Source organism: Maribacter stanieri (assembly GCF_900112245.1).
Lineage (GTDB): Bacteria > Bacteroidota > Bacteroidia > Flavobacteriales > Flavobacteriaceae > Maribacter > Maribacter stanieri.
On record NZ_FOYX01000001.1, the window covers coordinates 2,027,564 to 2,045,145 of the forward strand.

The 17,582-nt window shown below is 33.1% G+C and carries 17 protein-coding genes and 1 pseudogene; 11 read left to right on the top strand and 7 right to left on the bottom strand.

The genetic code is table 11. The annotated features are described in order from the left end of the window. Nucleotides 1–5 precede the first annotated feature (5 nt). Nucleotides 6–2,402, bottom strand: a complete 2,397-nt coding sequence (gene ppsA / locus BM296_RS08755; RefSeq protein WP_091902684.1) for a phosphoenolpyruvate synthase — start codon at nucleotides 2,400–2,402, stop codon at nucleotides 6–8. Nucleotides 2,403–2,823: 421 nt separating this feature from the next. Between ppsA and BM296_RS08760 the strand changes: the two genes are divergently transcribed. From BM296_RS08760 to BM296_RS08770, 3 genes are all read left to right on the top strand, one after another. Then, nucleotides 2,824–3,333: a nicotinate-nucleotide adenylyltransferase gene (locus BM296_RS08760; RefSeq protein ID WP_091902685.1), complete on the top strand. Its 510-nt coding sequence runs from the start codon at nucleotides 2,824–2,826 to the stop codon at nucleotides 3,331–3,333. 34 nt (nucleotides 3,334–3,367) lie between these two features. Next, nucleotides 3,368–3,583, top strand: coding sequence for a dodecin family protein (locus BM296_RS08765; RefSeq protein WP_091902686.1), 216 nt, complete (start codon nucleotides 3,368–3,370; stop codon nucleotides 3,581–3,583). A 93-nt stretch (nucleotides 3,584–3,676) separates the two neighbouring features. After that, the gene (locus BM296_RS08770) at nucleotides 3,677–4,156 is read left to right on the top strand and encodes an archease (protein WP_091902687.1); all 480 of its coding nucleotides are present in this window, start codon (nucleotides 3,677–3,679) and stop codon (nucleotides 4,154–4,156) included. 274 nt (nucleotides 4,157–4,430) lie between these two features. Here BM296_RS08770 and BM296_RS08775 read toward each other — a convergent pair whose 3' ends face one another. From BM296_RS08775 to BM296_RS08790, 4 genes and pseudogenes are all read right to left on the bottom strand, one after another. Next, the gene (locus tag BM296_RS08775) at nucleotides 4,431–5,612 is read right to left on the bottom strand and encodes a polymer-forming cytoskeletal protein (RefSeq protein WP_091902688.1); all 1,182 of its coding nucleotides are present in this window, start codon (nucleotides 5,610–5,612) and stop codon (nucleotides 4,431–4,433) included. 156 nt (nucleotides 5,613–5,768) lie between these two features. Further along, nucleotides 5,769–8,006, bottom strand: a pseudogene (feoB, locus tag BM296_RS08780) (ferrous iron transport protein B). Next, a complete protein-coding gene (locus BM296_RS08785; RefSeq protein ID WP_177214935.1) occupies nucleotides 7,963–8,919 on the bottom strand; it encodes a metal-dependent transcriptional regulator in 957 nt (318 codons plus the stop codon). Before BM296_RS08785 ends, feoB begins: the two are co-directional and overlap by 44 nt. Nucleotides 8,920–9,199: 280 nt before the next feature. Continuing rightward, nucleotides 9,200–9,415 carry a hypothetical protein gene (locus BM296_RS08790; RefSeq protein WP_091902690.1) on the bottom strand — a complete coding sequence of 72 codons (216 nt, stop codon included), beginning with the start codon at nucleotides 9,413–9,415 and terminating at the stop codon, nucleotides 9,200–9,202. Between the two features lie 123 nt (nucleotides 9,416–9,538). On the opposite strand from BM296_RS08790, the gene BM296_RS08795 reads away from it, so the two are divergent. The 3 genes from BM296_RS08795 (at nucleotide 9,539) to BM296_RS08805 (ending at nucleotide 11,562) form a co-directional block, all read left to right on the top strand. Then, nucleotides 9,539–10,402, top strand: a complete 864-nt coding sequence (locus BM296_RS08795; RefSeq protein WP_177214936.1) for a universal stress protein — start codon at nucleotides 9,539–9,541, stop codon at nucleotides 10,400–10,402. A 23-nt stretch (nucleotides 10,403–10,425) separates the two neighbouring features. Beyond that, nucleotides 10,426–10,719, top strand: coding sequence for a hypothetical protein (locus BM296_RS08800; protein ID WP_091902692.1), 294 nt, complete (start codon nucleotides 10,426–10,428; stop codon nucleotides 10,717–10,719). Between the two features lie 87 nt (nucleotides 10,720–10,806). Further along, a complete protein-coding gene (locus BM296_RS08805; RefSeq protein WP_091902693.1) occupies nucleotides 10,807–11,562 on the top strand; it encodes a BRO-N domain-containing protein in 756 nt (251 codons plus the stop codon). Between the two features lie 23 nt (nucleotides 11,563–11,585). Here the strand turns inward: BM296_RS08805 and BM296_RS08810 are convergent, their stop codons facing one another. Beyond that, nucleotides 11,586–12,395 (bottom strand): GIN domain-containing protein, encoded by an 810-nt coding sequence (locus tag BM296_RS08810; protein ID WP_091902694.1) that lies wholly within the window; start codon nucleotides 12,393–12,395, stop codon nucleotides 11,586–11,588. Between the two features lie 118 nt (nucleotides 12,396–12,513). Between BM296_RS08810 and BM296_RS08815 the strand changes: the two genes are divergently transcribed. Then, nucleotides 12,514–13,533, top strand: coding sequence for a quinone oxidoreductase family protein (locus BM296_RS08815; protein WP_091902695.1), 1,020 nt, complete (start codon nucleotides 12,514–12,516; stop codon nucleotides 13,531–13,533). A gap of 4 nt (nucleotides 13,534–13,537) precedes the next feature. After that, on the top strand, nucleotides 13,538–14,476 hold the full coding sequence (locus tag BM296_RS08820; protein ID WP_091902696.1) for an SDR family NAD(P)-dependent oxidoreductase: 939 nt from the start codon (nucleotides 13,538–13,540) through the stop codon (nucleotides 14,474–14,476). On the opposite strand, the gene BM296_RS08825 is transcribed toward BM296_RS08820, so the two are convergent. Then, nucleotides 14,447–15,292 carry a universal stress protein gene (locus tag BM296_RS08825; protein ID WP_091902697.1) on the bottom strand — a complete coding sequence of 282 codons (846 nt, stop codon included), beginning with the start codon at nucleotides 15,290–15,292 and terminating at the stop codon, nucleotides 14,447–14,449. The genes BM296_RS08820 and BM296_RS08825 overlap by 30 nt on opposite strands. Nucleotides 15,293–15,448: 156 nt before the next feature. Between BM296_RS08825 and BM296_RS08830 the strand changes: the two genes are divergently transcribed. From BM296_RS08830 to BM296_RS08840, 3 genes are all read left to right on the top strand, one after another. Beyond that, nucleotides 15,449–15,898 carry a hypothetical protein gene (locus tag BM296_RS08830; RefSeq protein ID WP_091902698.1) on the top strand — a complete coding sequence of 150 codons (450 nt, stop codon included), beginning with the start codon at nucleotides 15,449–15,451 and terminating at the stop codon, nucleotides 15,896–15,898. A gap of 198 nt (nucleotides 15,899–16,096) precedes the next feature. Beyond that, nucleotides 16,097–16,603, top strand: a complete 507-nt coding sequence (locus BM296_RS08835) for a hypothetical protein (RefSeq protein WP_091902699.1) — start codon at nucleotides 16,097–16,099, stop codon at nucleotides 16,601–16,603. A gap of 268 nt (nucleotides 16,604–16,871) precedes the next feature. Then, entirely contained in the window at nucleotides 16,872–17,567 is a 696-nt protein-coding gene (locus BM296_RS08840; RefSeq protein ID WP_091902700.1) for a hypothetical protein, read from the top strand. Nucleotides 17,568–17,582: the final 15 nt, after the last annotated feature.

Genomic DNA, 17,582 nt, shown 5'->3' on the forward strand with positions numbered 1-17,582 from the left:
AATATTTAGTCGCTAATCTCGGTTACCTTCTTAGTGGTATGTTTTTGTTCTGCCTTGTTAATGTTTTCAATACCTTGAAGTAAAGCATCTGGATTAAAGGAAATACTATCTATGCCTTCATCGACCAAGAATTGTGCAAATTCAGGAAAATCACTTGGCGCCTGTCCGCATAACCCAATTTTTGTATGGGTTGATTTTGCGCTTTGTATCGCCATTGAAATCATTTTTTTGGTAGCTACATCATTTTCATCAAATAGCTTTCCCATTATTTCAGAGTCTCTATCTATACCTAAGGTTAGTTGGGTAAGGTCATTAGAACCAATTGAAAATCCATCGAAAATTTCAGCAAATTCTTTTGCGAGAATAACATTGCTCGGTATTTCTATCATGGTATAGATTTTTAAATTATTATCCTTTCTTTTCAGTCCATTTTCAGCCATTACGGTAACCACTTTTTTTCCTTCTTCTATAGTTCTGCAAAATGGTATCATAACCTTTAAATTGGTTAAGCCTATGTCTTCACGTACTTTTTTAATTGCGGCACATTCTAGTGCAAATCCTTCTTTATATAGCTCATTATAATATCTGGATGCCCCTCTAAAACCTAACATCGGATTTTCTTCGTGGGGTTCAAAATCGGCACCACCTATTAGGTTTGCATATTCATTCGTCTTAAAATCGCTTAAACGTACAATGACCTCTTTTGGGTAAAAAGCTGCAGCAATGGTAGCAATACCTTGAGAGAGCTGGTCAATGAAATATGCAGGTTTGTCTGCATAGTTTTTAGTCAATTTTTCAATTTCTTTTCGAGTGCCCGCATTTTTGATCTGGTTGAATTTCACCAATGCCATTGGGTGTACTTTGACTTTATGAGTAATTATGAACTCCATTCTAAGTAGCCCCACACCGTCATTTGGATAGCGAGAAAGGTTGAAGGCATTTTCTGGGTCTGCAAGAATTAATTTAGCCTCGGTAAGTGGCATCTGTATTCCAGAAAAATCTATTTCTCTCTCTTTAAAAGATAAGTTTCCTTTATATACATATCCTGTTCTTCCTTGTGCACAAGACAACGTTATTGTTTCGTTATTTAGAATTTGTTCTGTTGCATTGCCACACCCTACTATTGCCGGTACGCCCAATTCACGAGCTACTATGGCCGCATGGCTTGTTCTACCACCTTTATTGGTGATAATTCCGCCTACTTTTTTAAGCAATGGATCCCAATCTGGTGTAATAGTGTCGGTTATTATAATCGTATCCTTAGTTAAACTTGGCGCTTCGTTCGGGGATTTTAAAATAATAGCTTTGCCCACTTTAATTTTTGATCCAATAGCATTACCCTGGGTATAGATTTTGCCTTTTTCCAATAATTTATATTCAACATGAATTTGTTTGTCTTTGTTTTGATGAACGGTTTCTGGTCTTGCTTGGGTAATAAAAAGTTTATTTGAAATTCCGTCTTTTGCCCATTCAATGTCCATAGGTTTTTTGTAATGCTGTTCAATCAACAACGCCCAATTGCCTAAGGTGATAATCTCATCATCTGATAATACATAGGTTTCTTGTTTTTCTTTTTGTGTAGGTACATTTAGGGTGGTCGCCTTTTCGGCCTCGTCGGCATAAACCATGGTTAGTTTTTTATCCCCTAATTTTTTTTGCACGATCGGATACTTTTTTTTCAATAAACTTGGCTTGAATACATAAAACTCATCTGGGTTTATTGTTCCTTGAACAATGTTCTCGCCTAAGCCCCATACTCCAGAAAGTAATATAACATTCTCGAAACCTGATTCTGGCTCAATAGTAAACCCCACTCCAGAACAACCTTTATCTGAACGGACCATTAACTGTACCCCAACAGAAAGGGCTATGTCTTTGTGCAGAAAGCCTTTGTCTTCACGATATTTAATAGCTCTATCTGTATACAAAGAAGCAAAGCATTTTTTTACAGCTTGCAATAATGAGTCTCTCCCTTTTATATTCAAAAAAGTATCATGTTGGCCTGCAAAACTGGCATCTGGCAAGTCTTCTGCGGTAGCGCTACTTCTAACGGCTACGGCCATGTCAGTATCACCACATAAATCATTGTAGGCATTTATGATAGATTCTGTTAATGCTTTTGATAATTCACTTTTAAGAATTAGATTTCTTGCTCGGTCCCCTATCAGTGCTAAATTGGAATATTCTAATCGATCTAATCCGGATATGACATTTTCTAAAGCCTCTTGAATATTATTTTCTTTTAAAAATTTCCAATAAGCAGAAGATGTGGTTGCAAAACCATTGGGTATACCAACACCTTTAGAAGTTAATTGATTGTACATCTCTCCAAGCGAAGCATTTTTTCCCCCTACTAAAGAAATATCGGTGATACCAATATGTGAAAATTTTTTAATAAGCATATGGCAATGGTTTTAATGTGAAACCAAAATTATCTTAAGGAGGTTTAATTTGGTATGATGTAGGTCATTACCATATGTTTGATTTACTTTTTTTCAGAAAATTGTATTGGCAAATTTCAGTAATGGTACAGTTATACTCTACATGTATAATGTACTTGAGTATAAGAAGGTAGATTATCTTTTATTTAACTTTCTTTCAAAGCCAAAATTCAATTGCTATTCTTAAATCTATTTTTTGTGTGGCTTTCATTTCATGGTTTTCATGATTGCTCTACCATTGTCTGCAAGTTTGTTTATTTCAATATTCTTAACTGACCCACGTCATTGTAATCATTGACATACCTAAATAAATTAGCCAATAATACCAAGAGAAATATTAAGTAAACACAAACTTTTAAGTATTAACTAAAAATTAAAAATCATGAAAAAAGTATTATTAGGATTATTAGCAATTGGGTTCACCGGTCAGGTTTTTTCCCAAATTATTAAAACAGAACAGCTTTCTGAAGTTACTGTTTTTGCCACAAATTATAAGTATTTAAGCGATATGAATACCAAAGAAGAGGTATCTATACCTGTTGAGTTATTACAACGTAAGGTAGCGGCATTCGATGTAAAAGAGTCAGAGTTTTACCAAGATGATTATGATACATACCAAATCAATTTTTTTATACCAGAAGGAACTATTTTGGCTGCATATGACGCAGATGGAAAACTAGTACGAACTGCAGAAAGATTTAAAAATGTCAATTTGCCAAAAGCGGTAAGAGAATCTGTATATGAGCGTTTTCCTGGGTGGACAATTACAAAAGATATTTATTTGGTTAATTATCAAGAAGCCAAAGGAGCAAATAAGAAGTACAAATTGAAATTAGAAAACGGTGAAAAAGTTGTAAGGGTAAAGGTAGACGAAATGGGAAATTTCCTTTAAAAGATATAGAGTATTAATTTAAAAAATAGAAATTATGTCAGTATTAAAGGTCATTGAACTTATGGGGAACTCTACCGAAAGCTTTGAGAAAGCAGTTGAAGATGTTATCTCGCAAGCCTCAAAAACGGTTAATAATATTAAATCTGTCTACATTCAAGATATGCAGGTAACGGTAGAAGACAATCAAATTGTTCAATATAGAGTAACTACAAAAGTTACCTTCGAAATTTCAATGCAAGAAGCATTTTAATTATTAATTGAGAGTGTTGTTATGAACTATAGGTTTATATCAACCTCTCATTTATTTATCAATAAGAAAAATAGAGCACAATAAAAATATGTTATGGAACCTCAAGTTGTATCAAAGACGCCCCGTCGTCATTTTAGAAAGAATAGAAGTAGTTTGGAACTCGTGAAACCCAAAATAGGGATTACGGTAGAAGCTAGTAGTTTACAGGAACTATTTAAAAAAAGTTTAAAAAATATGGCGAACACCTTAAAAAGCAAAATTTACGATCCTACCAGACATACAGATTGTATGATGAAAATTGAGGTTGAAGCATTAAACAGTAAAAACTTACTTAAGAAATTTTTAAATCAAGTTTTAGAATTGACCCATGAGCATCATACTATTTTTTGTACAATGTATATAGAAGAGCTAACAGAGAATAAAATCAATGCACAATTGTTTGGTAATTGGTTTGATGTATTTGATAATAAATTAAAATCTATTCCAGAAAATGGCATTATTTTGATCATTGATAAAGAATCATTACGCCCTTTTAATAGCTCAATCATTTTTAACTATGAGAATGATCTATAGCCTTTTTAATAAGTGAGTTCGTGGTAGGTTTATTGTTATAATAATTTAACCAATGTAATGTCATTATTTGTTGCAATACAAATTGATTACCATATTATTGCCGTATTATAATTTTCTCAAACTTTTTCTTACCTATAATACATGTATAAGTTAGTTGCTTTTTTATATATAGTTAATGTAGCTTGACTTTCAATAACTATTAAATTGAGTATTATAAATTAATTTTACTTAGCACAAATATTCTTGAAACAAAAAAATGGAATTAGTTCAATTTTTAGTTTTTAAAATTTAGAGTTTTCTCTCTATGAAATAGGGTATATACAATCAGTCCATATCCAATTGCTATGACGATGAATGCCAACAAGGACCCTAAGAAAGGTATGAAGGTCATTAAACGTATTGCTGCAGCTATACCTAAGGCTATAAATGCCCTGGTCCACATACCCCAATTTTTGTTTTCTTTAGTTTCTAAAAAGTAGGTGAATAACAATGCAGTTACCAAATGGCCAAATAATAAACTAAACAAATAAAAGCCACCCAAGAATATACCAATAGGAATACCGATAATTATTATAAATGAAACTAAAATAAGAAGAGGTATGCCAAATATGTAGATGGAACCGTACCCTAAATTTCGTAAGAAATTAGTATCTAAATTGGCAGAGATAGTACGGAGAAAATTACCGAATGCCCAATTTAAAATAAGAATAACCAAAAATGCAGATAAGAGATAGAATATCCAAAATCCAATGGCGGCAATGCCAAAACTTTTCATTGTAAAATCTTTTCGGTCACCTTTAAGCGATTCATCAAAACTAGCGTTTACACCAACCAGTGAATTTTTAAAATCTAAACTACCTTCTTCAGACCAATAATTAACATTGTTGTTGAAGATGGCATTTTTACCAATGGTTATTGACTCTGCTGCAAGTTTAGAAGTTCCATTTATTATTCCGTCTATATAAATTTTTTCAGCATTTATCTCGGCTTCTTTTTCAACAGTTCCGTTTATTTTTATTTCTCCGGAGTACGATTTTATATTTCCTAAAATTTTGCCGTTCATTTCAATATCACCCGAAAAATTAATCAGATTACCATGAATGATTGCGTTTTCGGTAATTAGAACTTCACCACCAGCTATTATAATGTCATCGCCTACCTCGGTATCAATGGTCAATTTTCCACCCGCAGCTCTAATATCATCTTTAATAAAACCCTTAACTATGATTTCCCCTCCGGCTACGATAAGATCTTGGTGAACGGTATCTTTTACGGTAATGTTACTGCCGGCCAATACCAGGTCTCCATCTATAATTGCATTGATTTTTATATTTTCACCAGCCAAGTAGAAGTCGTCCGTTTGATGTTCGGTTATATTTATGTCCTTATCTTTTTCTTTTTGACCAATTGCCGTAATTGAAATGAGGAGCGTAAAAAAAAGTAGTAATGTTTTCATAATGATTGCTTTAAACTGTTTGTGCGAGCTTAAAGGACATAAATTCTAACCTAGCATGAAATGATCTGTATCAGCCATCTTTATTTCAAATTTTAAATAGTAGATTTTTTTACTTTTTGACCTCTTTTAAAAAAAGTTAGAGTTGAATTTATTGATCTAACTGCTAAAAAGTAACCAAAGTTGAGTTACAAAAAAGCAAACTATAAAACCTATAGTCAATGGTAATAATGCAGAAATAGCGGTCCATTTTATACTTTTGGTTTCTTTGTAAATTGTGTAGAGTGTAGTTGAACAGGGGTTGTGAAGAAGGCTGAACAGCATTAAATTAATAGCTGTTAAAAGTGTCCAGCCGCCAGCGGTTAATATTCTTTTGGTATCTGCTACAGAATCAAGCTCAAACATAACACCGGCACCTTCGCCAATACCAGTTAAACCTGAATTTATTACGGTTAGCATAAGTATGGTAGGAATTACAATTTCATTTGCAGGTATGGCAATAATGTAAGCAAGCAATATTACCCCGTTAAGACCAAAGTAAAAAGCAAAGGGATTTGCCCAATCAATAAAATATTCAGCTAAGCTTAATTCACCGATATATATGTTAGCTACCAGCCAAATAATAATGCCTGCCGGAATGGTAAAAGCAATAGCACGCCAAAGAACAAGAATTGTTCTATCTATTAATGACGTATATAATGTTTGTAAAATTCGAGGAGGTCTATATGGTGGTAATTCTAAGCTAAAAGTAGATGCCTGCCCCCTTAAAATAGATTTGCTTAAACCCCATGATACTAAAAGACTGAAAACAATACCTAATACAGCAATACTAACTACTGCTCCTGCAGATACCAATCCTGCCCAATGAGATGGAACCAAACCACCGATAAATATAGTTGCTATTAATATTTGCGTTGGCCACCTACCATTGCATAGCGAAAAGTTATTGGTGATAATGGCTATTAATCTTTCTCTAGGACTATCAATAACCCTAGTTGCGACCACACCGGCAGCATTACAGCCAAATCCCATGCTCATGGTCAAGGCTTGTTTGCCATGTGCGCCAGCTTTTCTAAAAAGGCTATCCATGTTAAAGGCTACTCTGGGCAGGTATCCTAGATCTTCCAATAATGTGAATAAAGGAAAAAAGATAGCCATTGGTGGTAGCATTACCGAAACAACCCAGGCAAATGCCATATAAGCCCCGTCGATTAAAACACCATCTAACCACCAAGGCATTCCTATTTGCGATGCAATATTCTTTAAAAACGGATGAATAGTATCCAATAATATGGCAGCTAACCATGAAGATGGAATATTTGCGCCAGCTACAGTTATCCAAAAAACGATTGCCAATAGCAAAAACATTATAGGAAAACCAAACCATTTACTGGTTATTATGTTATCTATTTTTTGATCTAAAATAGTACTGTTCTTGGCATCTTCTATTTGTATACTTTGCTTGGCAATTTTAGAGGCATCTGCGTAAATTGACTCTATAATTTTATCATGAAAATCTATTCCCAACTCCCAACGTAACGTGTTGGTCAATGAGATAATATCATCGCTTTTTATTTCTTGATTATTGAACATTATTTAAAACAAAAGTTATTATACCGATTTTAGATTTTCACTTAATTGTCCTAATTCTTCTGTCCTTACTGCTTCAATAATGTGTTGATCTCCTTCTAAAAGCCTTAATGCGACCCAATTTAGGTTGGGTATGTTTTTAAACTTTCTTGAAAGTTTTTCTACTAAAAGAGCAACTGCATGATCTAGTTTGGGAGAAAAGCTCTTAATACGATGTGGCTTGCAAACATATTTTCCTGTGGCTACGTTCTCAATAGTATTTATGAGTACATCCATTCCTTTTTTTTGACGGGCCACCGCTGTAACAACAGGTATACCCAATGCTTTTGATAATGCCCTGTCGTTTATTTTAATATGGTTGCGTTCGGCCTCGTCCATTAAATTAAGACATAGTACTGCTTTATCTGTAATCTCAAGTATTTGAAGTACTAAGTTAAGGTTGCGCTCTAAACGGGTTGCATCGGCTACTATTACAGTGACATCAGGTTGTCCAAATAAAATAAAATCACGTGCAACTTCTTCCTCTTTGCTCGTGGATAGTAAAGAATATGTGCCAGGTAAATCTACCAGTTTATACTGCTTGCCTGCATATGAATATCCACCTTCAGCTCTGGTAACGGTTTTTCCCGGCCAATTGCCGGTATGTTGGCGTAGCCCTGTTAGATTATTGAATACCGTACTCTTACCGGTATTTGGATTACCCGCAAGGGCAATGACATAGTCGTATTGATCTATTTCAATGCCAAGTCTAATTAATTGTTCTTTACGATACGCTTGACAATTCTCGCAACCTCGCTGTTTGCTCATTTCTATTTTGCCTTGATTTTATATAAATATTATCTGCTTGCTTTTTTCTGATAGCAATGGTAGCACCCATTATTTTGTATGCCGTAGGATCGCCAAAAGCACTCTTTAATACTGCAGAAATTTCTGTGCCTGGTACAATGCCAAGATCCATTAAACGTATACGCTCTTGACCACGACATTTAGGTGAAATTCCAATAACCTGGGCTTTGTCTCCCACATTTAAAGAAGAAAGTGTTTGATATTTTTTTTGTGTAGGCTCAATTTTAGATAGCTTTTCTACGGTAATGTTTGACGCAAAAAGAACATTGAGAATACACTCTTTTCCGTTTGCCGCAAATTGAATCTTTTCATCTGTAACATCCATAATATAAACTTCCATGCCCGGGTAAAGGTCTAAAGCGACTAGTTGGGCATATATGATAGAAGGTTCGTCTTCTATATGGGTAATTCTGGCTATATCTCCCTCTTTCAATGAACTTAAAGAAGATTGCACTTGGTATGTAGGTAATTCTCCTTTATTTGTAGGTATTGGGTCGCCATGTGGATCAAAAACGGGGTTACCCATATTTGCGGCTAAAATATCAACTTCTTTTAATGACATAAGGTGTTCTTTTGAATCTGCCCCATGATGCCATTCTACATTACCAATTGCAGTTTCATCAGCCAGGTACTTTTCCCATAAACGGTGTATTCTTATTATTTTAAGCGCATCTGATCTACCAGCGTCAGTTAGCCTAATTTCGTCTTCTTTCATTACAATTAGACCTATAGATTGTAACTGTGTTATAATCTTGGCAGCTTTATTTGTAGATAGGTTCATATTGCCCGAAATTGAATGTAAACCACAACTTTTATGTTTGTACTCACAATCAAAAATAAATTTTAGCGCATCTTCTTGTAGCTTCCGTTTCATGTTCTGTGATCTTTTTGACCAAAATGAAATAAGCCCTTTTCTAGGCCAAAGTAGCCATGCCAATAGCATCAGAAATATAGTTCCAATTAATAGTGCAGTAATTGGCCTTAACAAAAGTACCATGAGTTTCATTTTGGTTTTGATCGCTATAATTCAGGCTTATTGACGACAGGGCATAAAAACCGTGTATTAAATTTAGAAAGAACTAGAAAAGGAAGAAATGATTAAAATCAGTGCAATTAAAGATTTGGTAACTAGAAAATGTTATTCAATTAAAAGTTTAAATGCAATTTTTATGGGTTTCTAAATGATGTTTCAATAATTGCTTTAAACTCTCTAAATAATCTTGCATGGTCACTTGATCAATATGTGGATGGTCATTTGTAGGTATCGTAAGAGGGTTTTCATCTAGAAACCGATAAAGCTCGGGGTAATTGGTTTCTATAGTGTTGGTAAGCTGAGTGATTTCTACGAGTACATTGCTTAAATCGTTCATTTTTAGAATTGTTGAGTTTTAGACATAAATATATTCCGTGATTTAATTTAAGCACATGACAGAGGTCATTTGAAAGCATATTGAATACTGATATTTTTGTTTTTGACCATAAAGACACGCAAATTGAAAACAATAGTATACGCTACAGATTATTCAAAGAATTCTGTTGAAGCATTGAAATATGCCTACTACTTAAATACCCAATTAGGTACTCGCTTAGTCATAATGCACGTATTCGATTATCCTACAGTCTTAGGTACCAAAGCACTTTCAGAACCTTTTCCCAATTTAGAAAAGGACAATTTTAAAATGCATCGTGGCAAATTAGAGGAATTTTGTACCGAACACTTGGGCAATGATTGGAAAGAGTCTAATATTCATTTAGAGATAAAAGAAAATAAATCTGTAATAAAAGGTATTTTTTCAAGTGCAGCTGAATGGCATGCAGATTTAATTTTAATTGGTATGAAAGGTGGTAGTGGTATTCGTGAAATAATAGTAGGAAGCACTACCAAACAACTTATTGAAAAAGCACCTTGTCCCGTTTTGGCAATACCTACTAAGGTTGGTTATAGACAGATTAAAACAATTGTTTATGCTACAGATTTTGAAGAAGAAGATATTCGTACCATAAATCAACTTGTTGAAATAGCAGAGCCGTTGCAAGCAAAAATTCACATTACACATATTTCTACTCAAGATGAATACAAAGGTGATATGCAGATGGAGTGGTTCAAAGATGCACTTAAAGAAAAAGTCAGCTACAAGAATATGATTTTTAAACTGGTACTATCAGATGATATCTTTAATGCACTTCGCATTTATTTAGGTGATGTTGGTGCAGATATGGTAGTCATGCTTGAAAGGGAAAAGAAAGGTTTTACAAAAAAATGGTTTCATAAAGACATTGTTAAAAAGATGGAATCATATGGTAAAATTCCCTTATTAAGTTTTAATGAATTTAATCATCAAACTCTCTATTATTAATAGAACCGTTTAAATAATTACTTATGTCTAGACGAATATTTAGATTAATTATAGTATTTGCCATACTGTTGGCAATTTATTTGGTTGCTTTGAAAGACGACCACTCTAAAGTATTTTTAATTGTTGCTTCTAGTATCACTTTTTTGATATTCAGTTTAGGAATTCACGGACTTATAGCACATTCTATTAGACCAGATACAAAAGGGAATATTATTGTATACCCTCTATTAATGTGGACGCTTTGGGCTATTCTTTTCTTACTTTTTGTATTTTTTATAATACCTGTGTATTGTCCAGATTTTTTAATTGAATTATAGATTTTAAACTTCTTGGCTTCTACTGATTTGCATCATGGTAATGATGTAATGTTGAACGTAATTTTAAGGTGATATAAAAACTATATTATGCTAGATACTAGTTTACCGCAAGAAGAACTAAATTACTTTCAACAACTGGCGTCTGTGGAGATTGATAATCAAATTTGGTTTGTAGCCGATGATGTTACTAAAATGTTGGCATTGAACGACCCAGTAAAAGTGTTGGAAATTTTAGATGAAGATGAACGAAATTTAGCTGAAATTTATAGGGATGGTAAGTTGAAATCAAAGAACTTAATTTCTGAAAGTGGATTATATGCATTGATCTTACGAAGCGATACCGACAATGCCCATAAATTTCGAAAATGGATAACCAACCATATATTACCATTACTTAGAGTTCAGGGATATTATACCACAAAACGTCTAGAAATACCAAACTTTGTTATTCGTTTTAATGATAATTGGAATAGGGTAGATAAGGGATATTTTTCTGTGTTGAGCGAATTGTTTATTCGTTTATATGGTCGATTTGAACACGAAGGTTATACCTTGCCAAGTAGGGCATTGAACGGTAAAGAAATGCGTCCAGATATTAGTGTAGCCAATTATTTTGACGAATATTTAAAAGAAAAGCATCCCGAAAAAAGAGACAATTATAAAATTTATAAACATCGACTGCCCAATGGTAGGGAAATAGAAGCGAGACAATATCCAAATTACTTGCTTCCTGTTTTTATTGATTTTATTGATGCTGTATGGCTTCCTAATTATGCCTATAACTATTTTAAGAGTAGAGATATGAAGGCATTGGCATATTTGCCTAAATTAATATTGAAATAGCTTTTTATTTTCTTTAAAATATATCATTTCGAACTATAGAAAATCTTGGTTTTTTTGTTCAGATGTATAGTATCAATTTTTTTTGGGTTACCTGTAACGTATATTTTACCACTGCCTTGACCATTTATTTTAAAACGATCAGCTGCAAATACCTCGGTATCTTCAGAATTTAATGTGTGTAGGTACACGTCTTTAGCCAATAGTGCCCATGCAGATAATTTTGCTTTATTCTCAATGGTAGCACTTAATGATTTAGCTTTTCCTTTTATGCTAACCATACTTTTGTCTGCTTGGTTAACAATCACTTTATCTGCAATAATTTTCATTGAAGCTGCAGAAGTACCTTTTGCATCAATTTTTACATTTTGGGCATTTATAGATAAATTGCCCGTACCGGCTATCTCTGATATTAATTGAAAATCTGAACAATCTACAATAAGGTTATAGGTTGAATCGCCCAAAGAATATATCGTTAAATTATTTGAAATTACTTTGTTATTAGCTTCTATAGAAGCCTTTTCTGATAGTATTATATTTTTAGGTTCACTAACGTATAATATAATTTCTATAGAGCTGGCAAACATATTTTCTTGTACGGTAAATACTTTTAGAGTGCTATTTTGGTAATTCCATTTAATAATGTCCTTCAAACTTCGGTTTCCTTTCATCTGTAAACCATTGAAGTAAGTAGGGTATAGTGTTACACAAAGATTATCATGTATCTCTATTGTTTTTAAGTCATCTAAGGTCATATAGGTGCTAAAAGTTTTATTGTCTTGAGCTACTACGCAAAAGAAACATAACAACGTTATAAAACATACTGTTCTCTTCATAATTATAAGATTATATGAATCTGTAATCTATGTAGGATTACAAAATTTAAAAATGACCTCAGTCATTACATATGATTGTAAAAGGCTATAGATTAACATTTTGAAAATTACAATATGTATGAAGGCAGCGTATCTTGTTAAATATGGAAATGCCGAAAAGGCGTTTCAAATAGGGGAAGCCAATAAACCTCACCCTAAACCAAATCAAGTATTAATAAAAGTTGAGGCCTTCGGTTTAAATTTTGCAGATGTTATGGCGCGTTTGGGACTCTATAAAGCTGCGCCTAGATTACCTGCTATTTTAGGATATGATGTGGTAGGTAAAATAGAAGAAATTGGTGCAATGGTAGACCATGTAAAGCTAGGCGACAGGGTTGTTGCATTGACCAAGTTTGGCGGATACGCAGAATTTGCATTGGCAGACATAGATGTTGTACATAAAATACCTAATTCTTTCTCTGCAGGTGTTGCTGTTGCTCTGGCTACCCAGTATAGTACAGCATATTTTTTAAGTCATAATATGGCCAATTTACAAGAACAAGACAGTGTACTTATACATGCCGCAGCCGGTGGGGTAGGAACGGCACTTGTACAAATGGCATTGCTTAAAAAGTGTGTCGTTTTTGGTACTTGCGGTTCTCAAGAAAAAATAGCTTATCTAAAGAGTAACGGTGTGCAATACCCAATAAATTACCGAATAAATGATTTTGAAAAAGTGGTTGGTAATGTAATGGAGAATAATGGGTTAGATGCGGTTTTTGATCCAGTTGGCGGGTTGTCGGTTAAAAAAGATTATCGGTTGCTTGCGGCTGGTGGCAGGGTATTTTCTTTTGGTGTTTCTAGTATGAATAAGACTAAAACCATATTTGGAAAATTACGTGTGCTTTGGCAATTTGGGTTATATCATCCAATTCAATTTTTGAGTGGTTCTAAGGGAATGATAGGAATTAATATGTTGAAAGTTGCAGAAGAAAATCCAAATAAAATTGCAAAGGTTATGCAAGAGGTCATTCGCTTGACAGAAACAAAAATTCTTAAGCCACATATTGGTGGAGAATATCAAGTTGAACAACTTGCAGAGGCTCACGCATTTTTAGAATCTCGAAAATCAATGGGTAAAATTGTTATAAAATGGTAATGTTATGAAAAACAATTACTTGAAAAATAAAGTGGCTTTGGTAAGCGGCTCTAGTATGGGTATAGGTAAGGCAATTGCTTGGGAGTTGGTTCAGCAAGGTGCAAAAGTAATTTTAAATGGGCGTGATCATGAAAAGTTATTACGTATAAAAAATGACTTTTCTACTAACGGTTTTAAGGTGAAGTCAGTAATTGCAGACATTCGGGATCAAGATGAATGCAAGTTTTTGGTTGAGCAGACCATAAGTATTTATGGTCAACTAGATATTTTGGTGAATAACGCCGGCATGAGTAGTAGAGGGTCTATTGAACATTCTGCAGATAAAAATTTTACTATTCTTTCTGAAACTAATTTTACCGGTGCCGCCCACTTAAGTAAATATGCAATACCCTTTCTAAAAGAAACAAAAGGTCATGTTGTATTTATTAATAGCGTGGCCGGCTTAAGAGGAATGCCTTTCAATTCCGCTTACAGTGCTTCTAAAATGGCTCAAGCAGCCCTGTCAGAAGCATTAAGAATAGAGTTATATGATTTTGGTATTCATGTTGGAATTGCCTTTGTGGGGTTTACTCAAAACGATCCGGATAAAAAAATTTTGGACGTCGATGGTTCACTTGTGTATTTACCTAAACGTAACAATTTGCGATTGGCCACTGCGGAATCTGTGGCAAAGAGTATTCGTATAATGATTGAAAAAAGGAAAAAAAGAATAACCTTAACAGGATTGGGAAATTTAGCCAATTTTATATTTCGTTATTTTCCTATATTTAGTAATTGGTTGATCTGGCTTAATCGTGAAAAAATAAAAAGCCAGTATACAATGATCGGCGGTAAAAAAGTAATTGAAATTGCTCAGGTAAATAACCAATATCAAGAAATTATTACAGGGGTAGAAGGTAAGGTAAAAACGGTTTTAAAGTCCCCCAATATTAAAACTTATTAAAGGCACGGTACTTCTCTTTGCCATTTGTTTTACCTTGTCTAATTGAAAGTGTTTTTCATAAAAAGTAGAATTTTTTCTCTCTAACATAGCTACTATACCAGCGTTGTTATTTTCAAGGTACCATAGCAAGTCTTCCAAAATATTTTCTGAAAAAATTAGGTCAAATTCTATTTTGGCATAGTTTACTTTTGCTCTTACGTTTTCTTTAAACCATTCCATTTTGGCCTCTATTTCGTATTTCTTTCCTGTAGTTATATGTACAACCCTAATTTGCGCATCAAATTTTTTAGCAATTTTTGCCAATTTATTAATAGCAAAAACATCTGCGGACTCAAAATCTGTCGCATAGATCATTTTATTTAACTGTGTGTTTTCATCTCGTTGAGGTACGATCATTAATGTACAAGGAGATTTTTTCAGAAGTGAAATAGCTGTGTTTCCTAATAGAAATTCTTTAACCGCACTTGTTCCTTTAGCACCAACACATATCAGGTCTACGTTTAACTTAATAGCTTTTTCTAAAAGGCTATTCGTAACCGAATTTTCTTCGTCAACCACAAAATTTAAATTCAAATTTTTAACTGGTTCGCCTATATATTGTGCAAAAAAGTCTTTTAACATCTTGCGATTTTTGACATAGTGTTTTTTTTCTTTTTTCAAATAGGTTAAAGTTACGGTACTGGCAAGTGTTATAGGTATTTCAAAAACGTGCATGATAATTAATTTAGCATTGAATTTTTTAGCTAAAATATGTGCAAACTTTAATGCCGAAACAGAATTTTCTGAATAATCGGTAGCATATAGAATAGTCTTCATGACAATAGTTTTTTGTTTGTAGTTATGAAACTAAGGTTGTCGCTTTTTAAAAAAAATGATGAAGGTCATAACCGGTTTTTTATAGTAATGATTTAGATCATTTGTTTAAGGGTGTTACTCTTATAGATTTACATTACAGGGATAAAATTGTTGATTATGAAGGATTTAAACTATAGTAATGATTTAAAGTTTTTAGATAATGGCCCATGGGACGAGCTTTATGTTTTGACCAATCACTGGGTTTCAGATCTTGAGTTTTATAGGGATGATCTTAAGTTTTTAAATCATCTAATAGAAAAATATTTCATTTGGCTTTCAAAAGAAGAAAATCTGCAAATAATTAAAGAGCTAAAATTAGGTTTACAGGAAACCAATATAATGGTTAATGATTTACTTGAAAAAGTAAGTAAGCATAGAAATAGATTAGGTCTTTTAGTGAAAGATGCCAATAGAAAAGATGCAGGTGTAATAGTCATGGAGCATGAACATTTGGAAGAGGAAATAATCCGCTTTGTTTCATTTTTTAGATTAAACAGAAAAGAGACTTTTAAACTAACCGAATATATAATGGATAGCGAAGAACTTTCAATAATTATTAGAGGATAGGTATTTTTCTTATAAACCAGTAGTTATGAGCTCTTTTCTGAAAATAGCGATTTACCATTAGCATACGGTAAAATTTTATTTGTCCTCAAAGTGTTCAGATCTTATTTGAGCTTTCCATTTTTATTCAGCAATAAAATTGCAAAGACCGAAAGGTGGAGAAGACCTTATTAAAATAAGCATTAATCTAAAAACTAAAATATGAAACGTTTTAAAAAAATTCTATTTCGAATTTTAGCTGTAATGGTCGCCTTCTTTTTATTTCTTGTTTGGTACCAATATAAATATTCTATGGATGTTGTGACCCCTTATAACATTAATTCACCAACCTTGGATAAGAAATTGTTGATTGCCACCCAAGGAAGTGATTTTAAGGATAAAGTGACTAGTGATATTGTTGATCATTTTAAATCTGACTCGGTCTATATTGAGGTCGTAGATGTTGAGTCTTTGAACGATATAGATCCAAATAATTTTAATGCGCTGGTTATAATACATACCTGGGAGAATTGGAAACCACCATTAAGTGTGCAATCTTTCATTGATAAGTATGGTAATGAAAGTAATAAAATTATTGTCTTCACCACATCTGGTGATGGTGATAATACTATGGAAGGAGTAGATGCTATTGCTGGCGAATCTAAATTAAGTGAGGCACCTCTATTTATAAATAGAATTATTGACCGTTTGAACAAACTGCTAATGTGAATTTATAAGAAAGAACCGTGAAAATTATGAGATGATGAAACCTAAAAGAATTGGAACAGATAACATCACATTTGAAAAGTTATTGTTGGTTATTCTAATAGTTTTATTAGTCATAGATTTTATCATTGGAGTATTTGTCATGTTTGGTTTTATTTTCTAATACTCTTAGGGTTTTGTATAAGTAAAAGTCTGATTTACTTTTTTTAAAATTATCATGACCCTTAGTTTTTAATTATATGTATCAACTTTTTAACTTAAAAATCGATAAATGAAAAAGGGGTTAAATTATAGTCTGGGTATCATTTTTGTAATAATGATTTTAGGTTCTTGTCAGCCTTCAGTAGTATTTGGCGATGCACAACCGGTTACTGTTGATCCACTGACAAATATTCCCGATATTTATAGGGGAATATACTGGTGCAATGTAGATAGTGCTTCTTTATATGTGGATGATAAAGCCATTGTAAGGCGTAAGGAGTTTTTGATAAAAACAACGCTGCAAGAAATAGAGACAGACCCTGATTTGGAATTAGTGAAAGATAAACTATATGTAAATGATTGGGAAGGTTACTTTCCCGTTACTGAAAAAGGCGATACCATAACTTCTCAAATAATATTACGCGATACTATTTTTGCAATAAGTGATAAACAGCTTGTAAAAACCTTTAGAGGTCACCTTGTTTTAAATTTTAAATTGAACAATGATAGTTGGGAAGTTTTAGTTGTTTCTCAAAGTAGTGATGGAGTATTGACAATTTCAAAAGCGGCAATACCAGAAGATTTAGCAAAATTAGATTCTATTACTGCTATTAATTTTCTAAAAGACTCAGAAAGAACTCAAACTCAAATTTACTTGAAACCTACAGCTAAAGAGTTCGCAAGAATTTATGATGATGGCTTACTTTTCTCTAAGTCATGTACATATTACGAAAGAATTTTTCCTTTGAAAGAGATTATTGATTAATAAAATACCAATCTA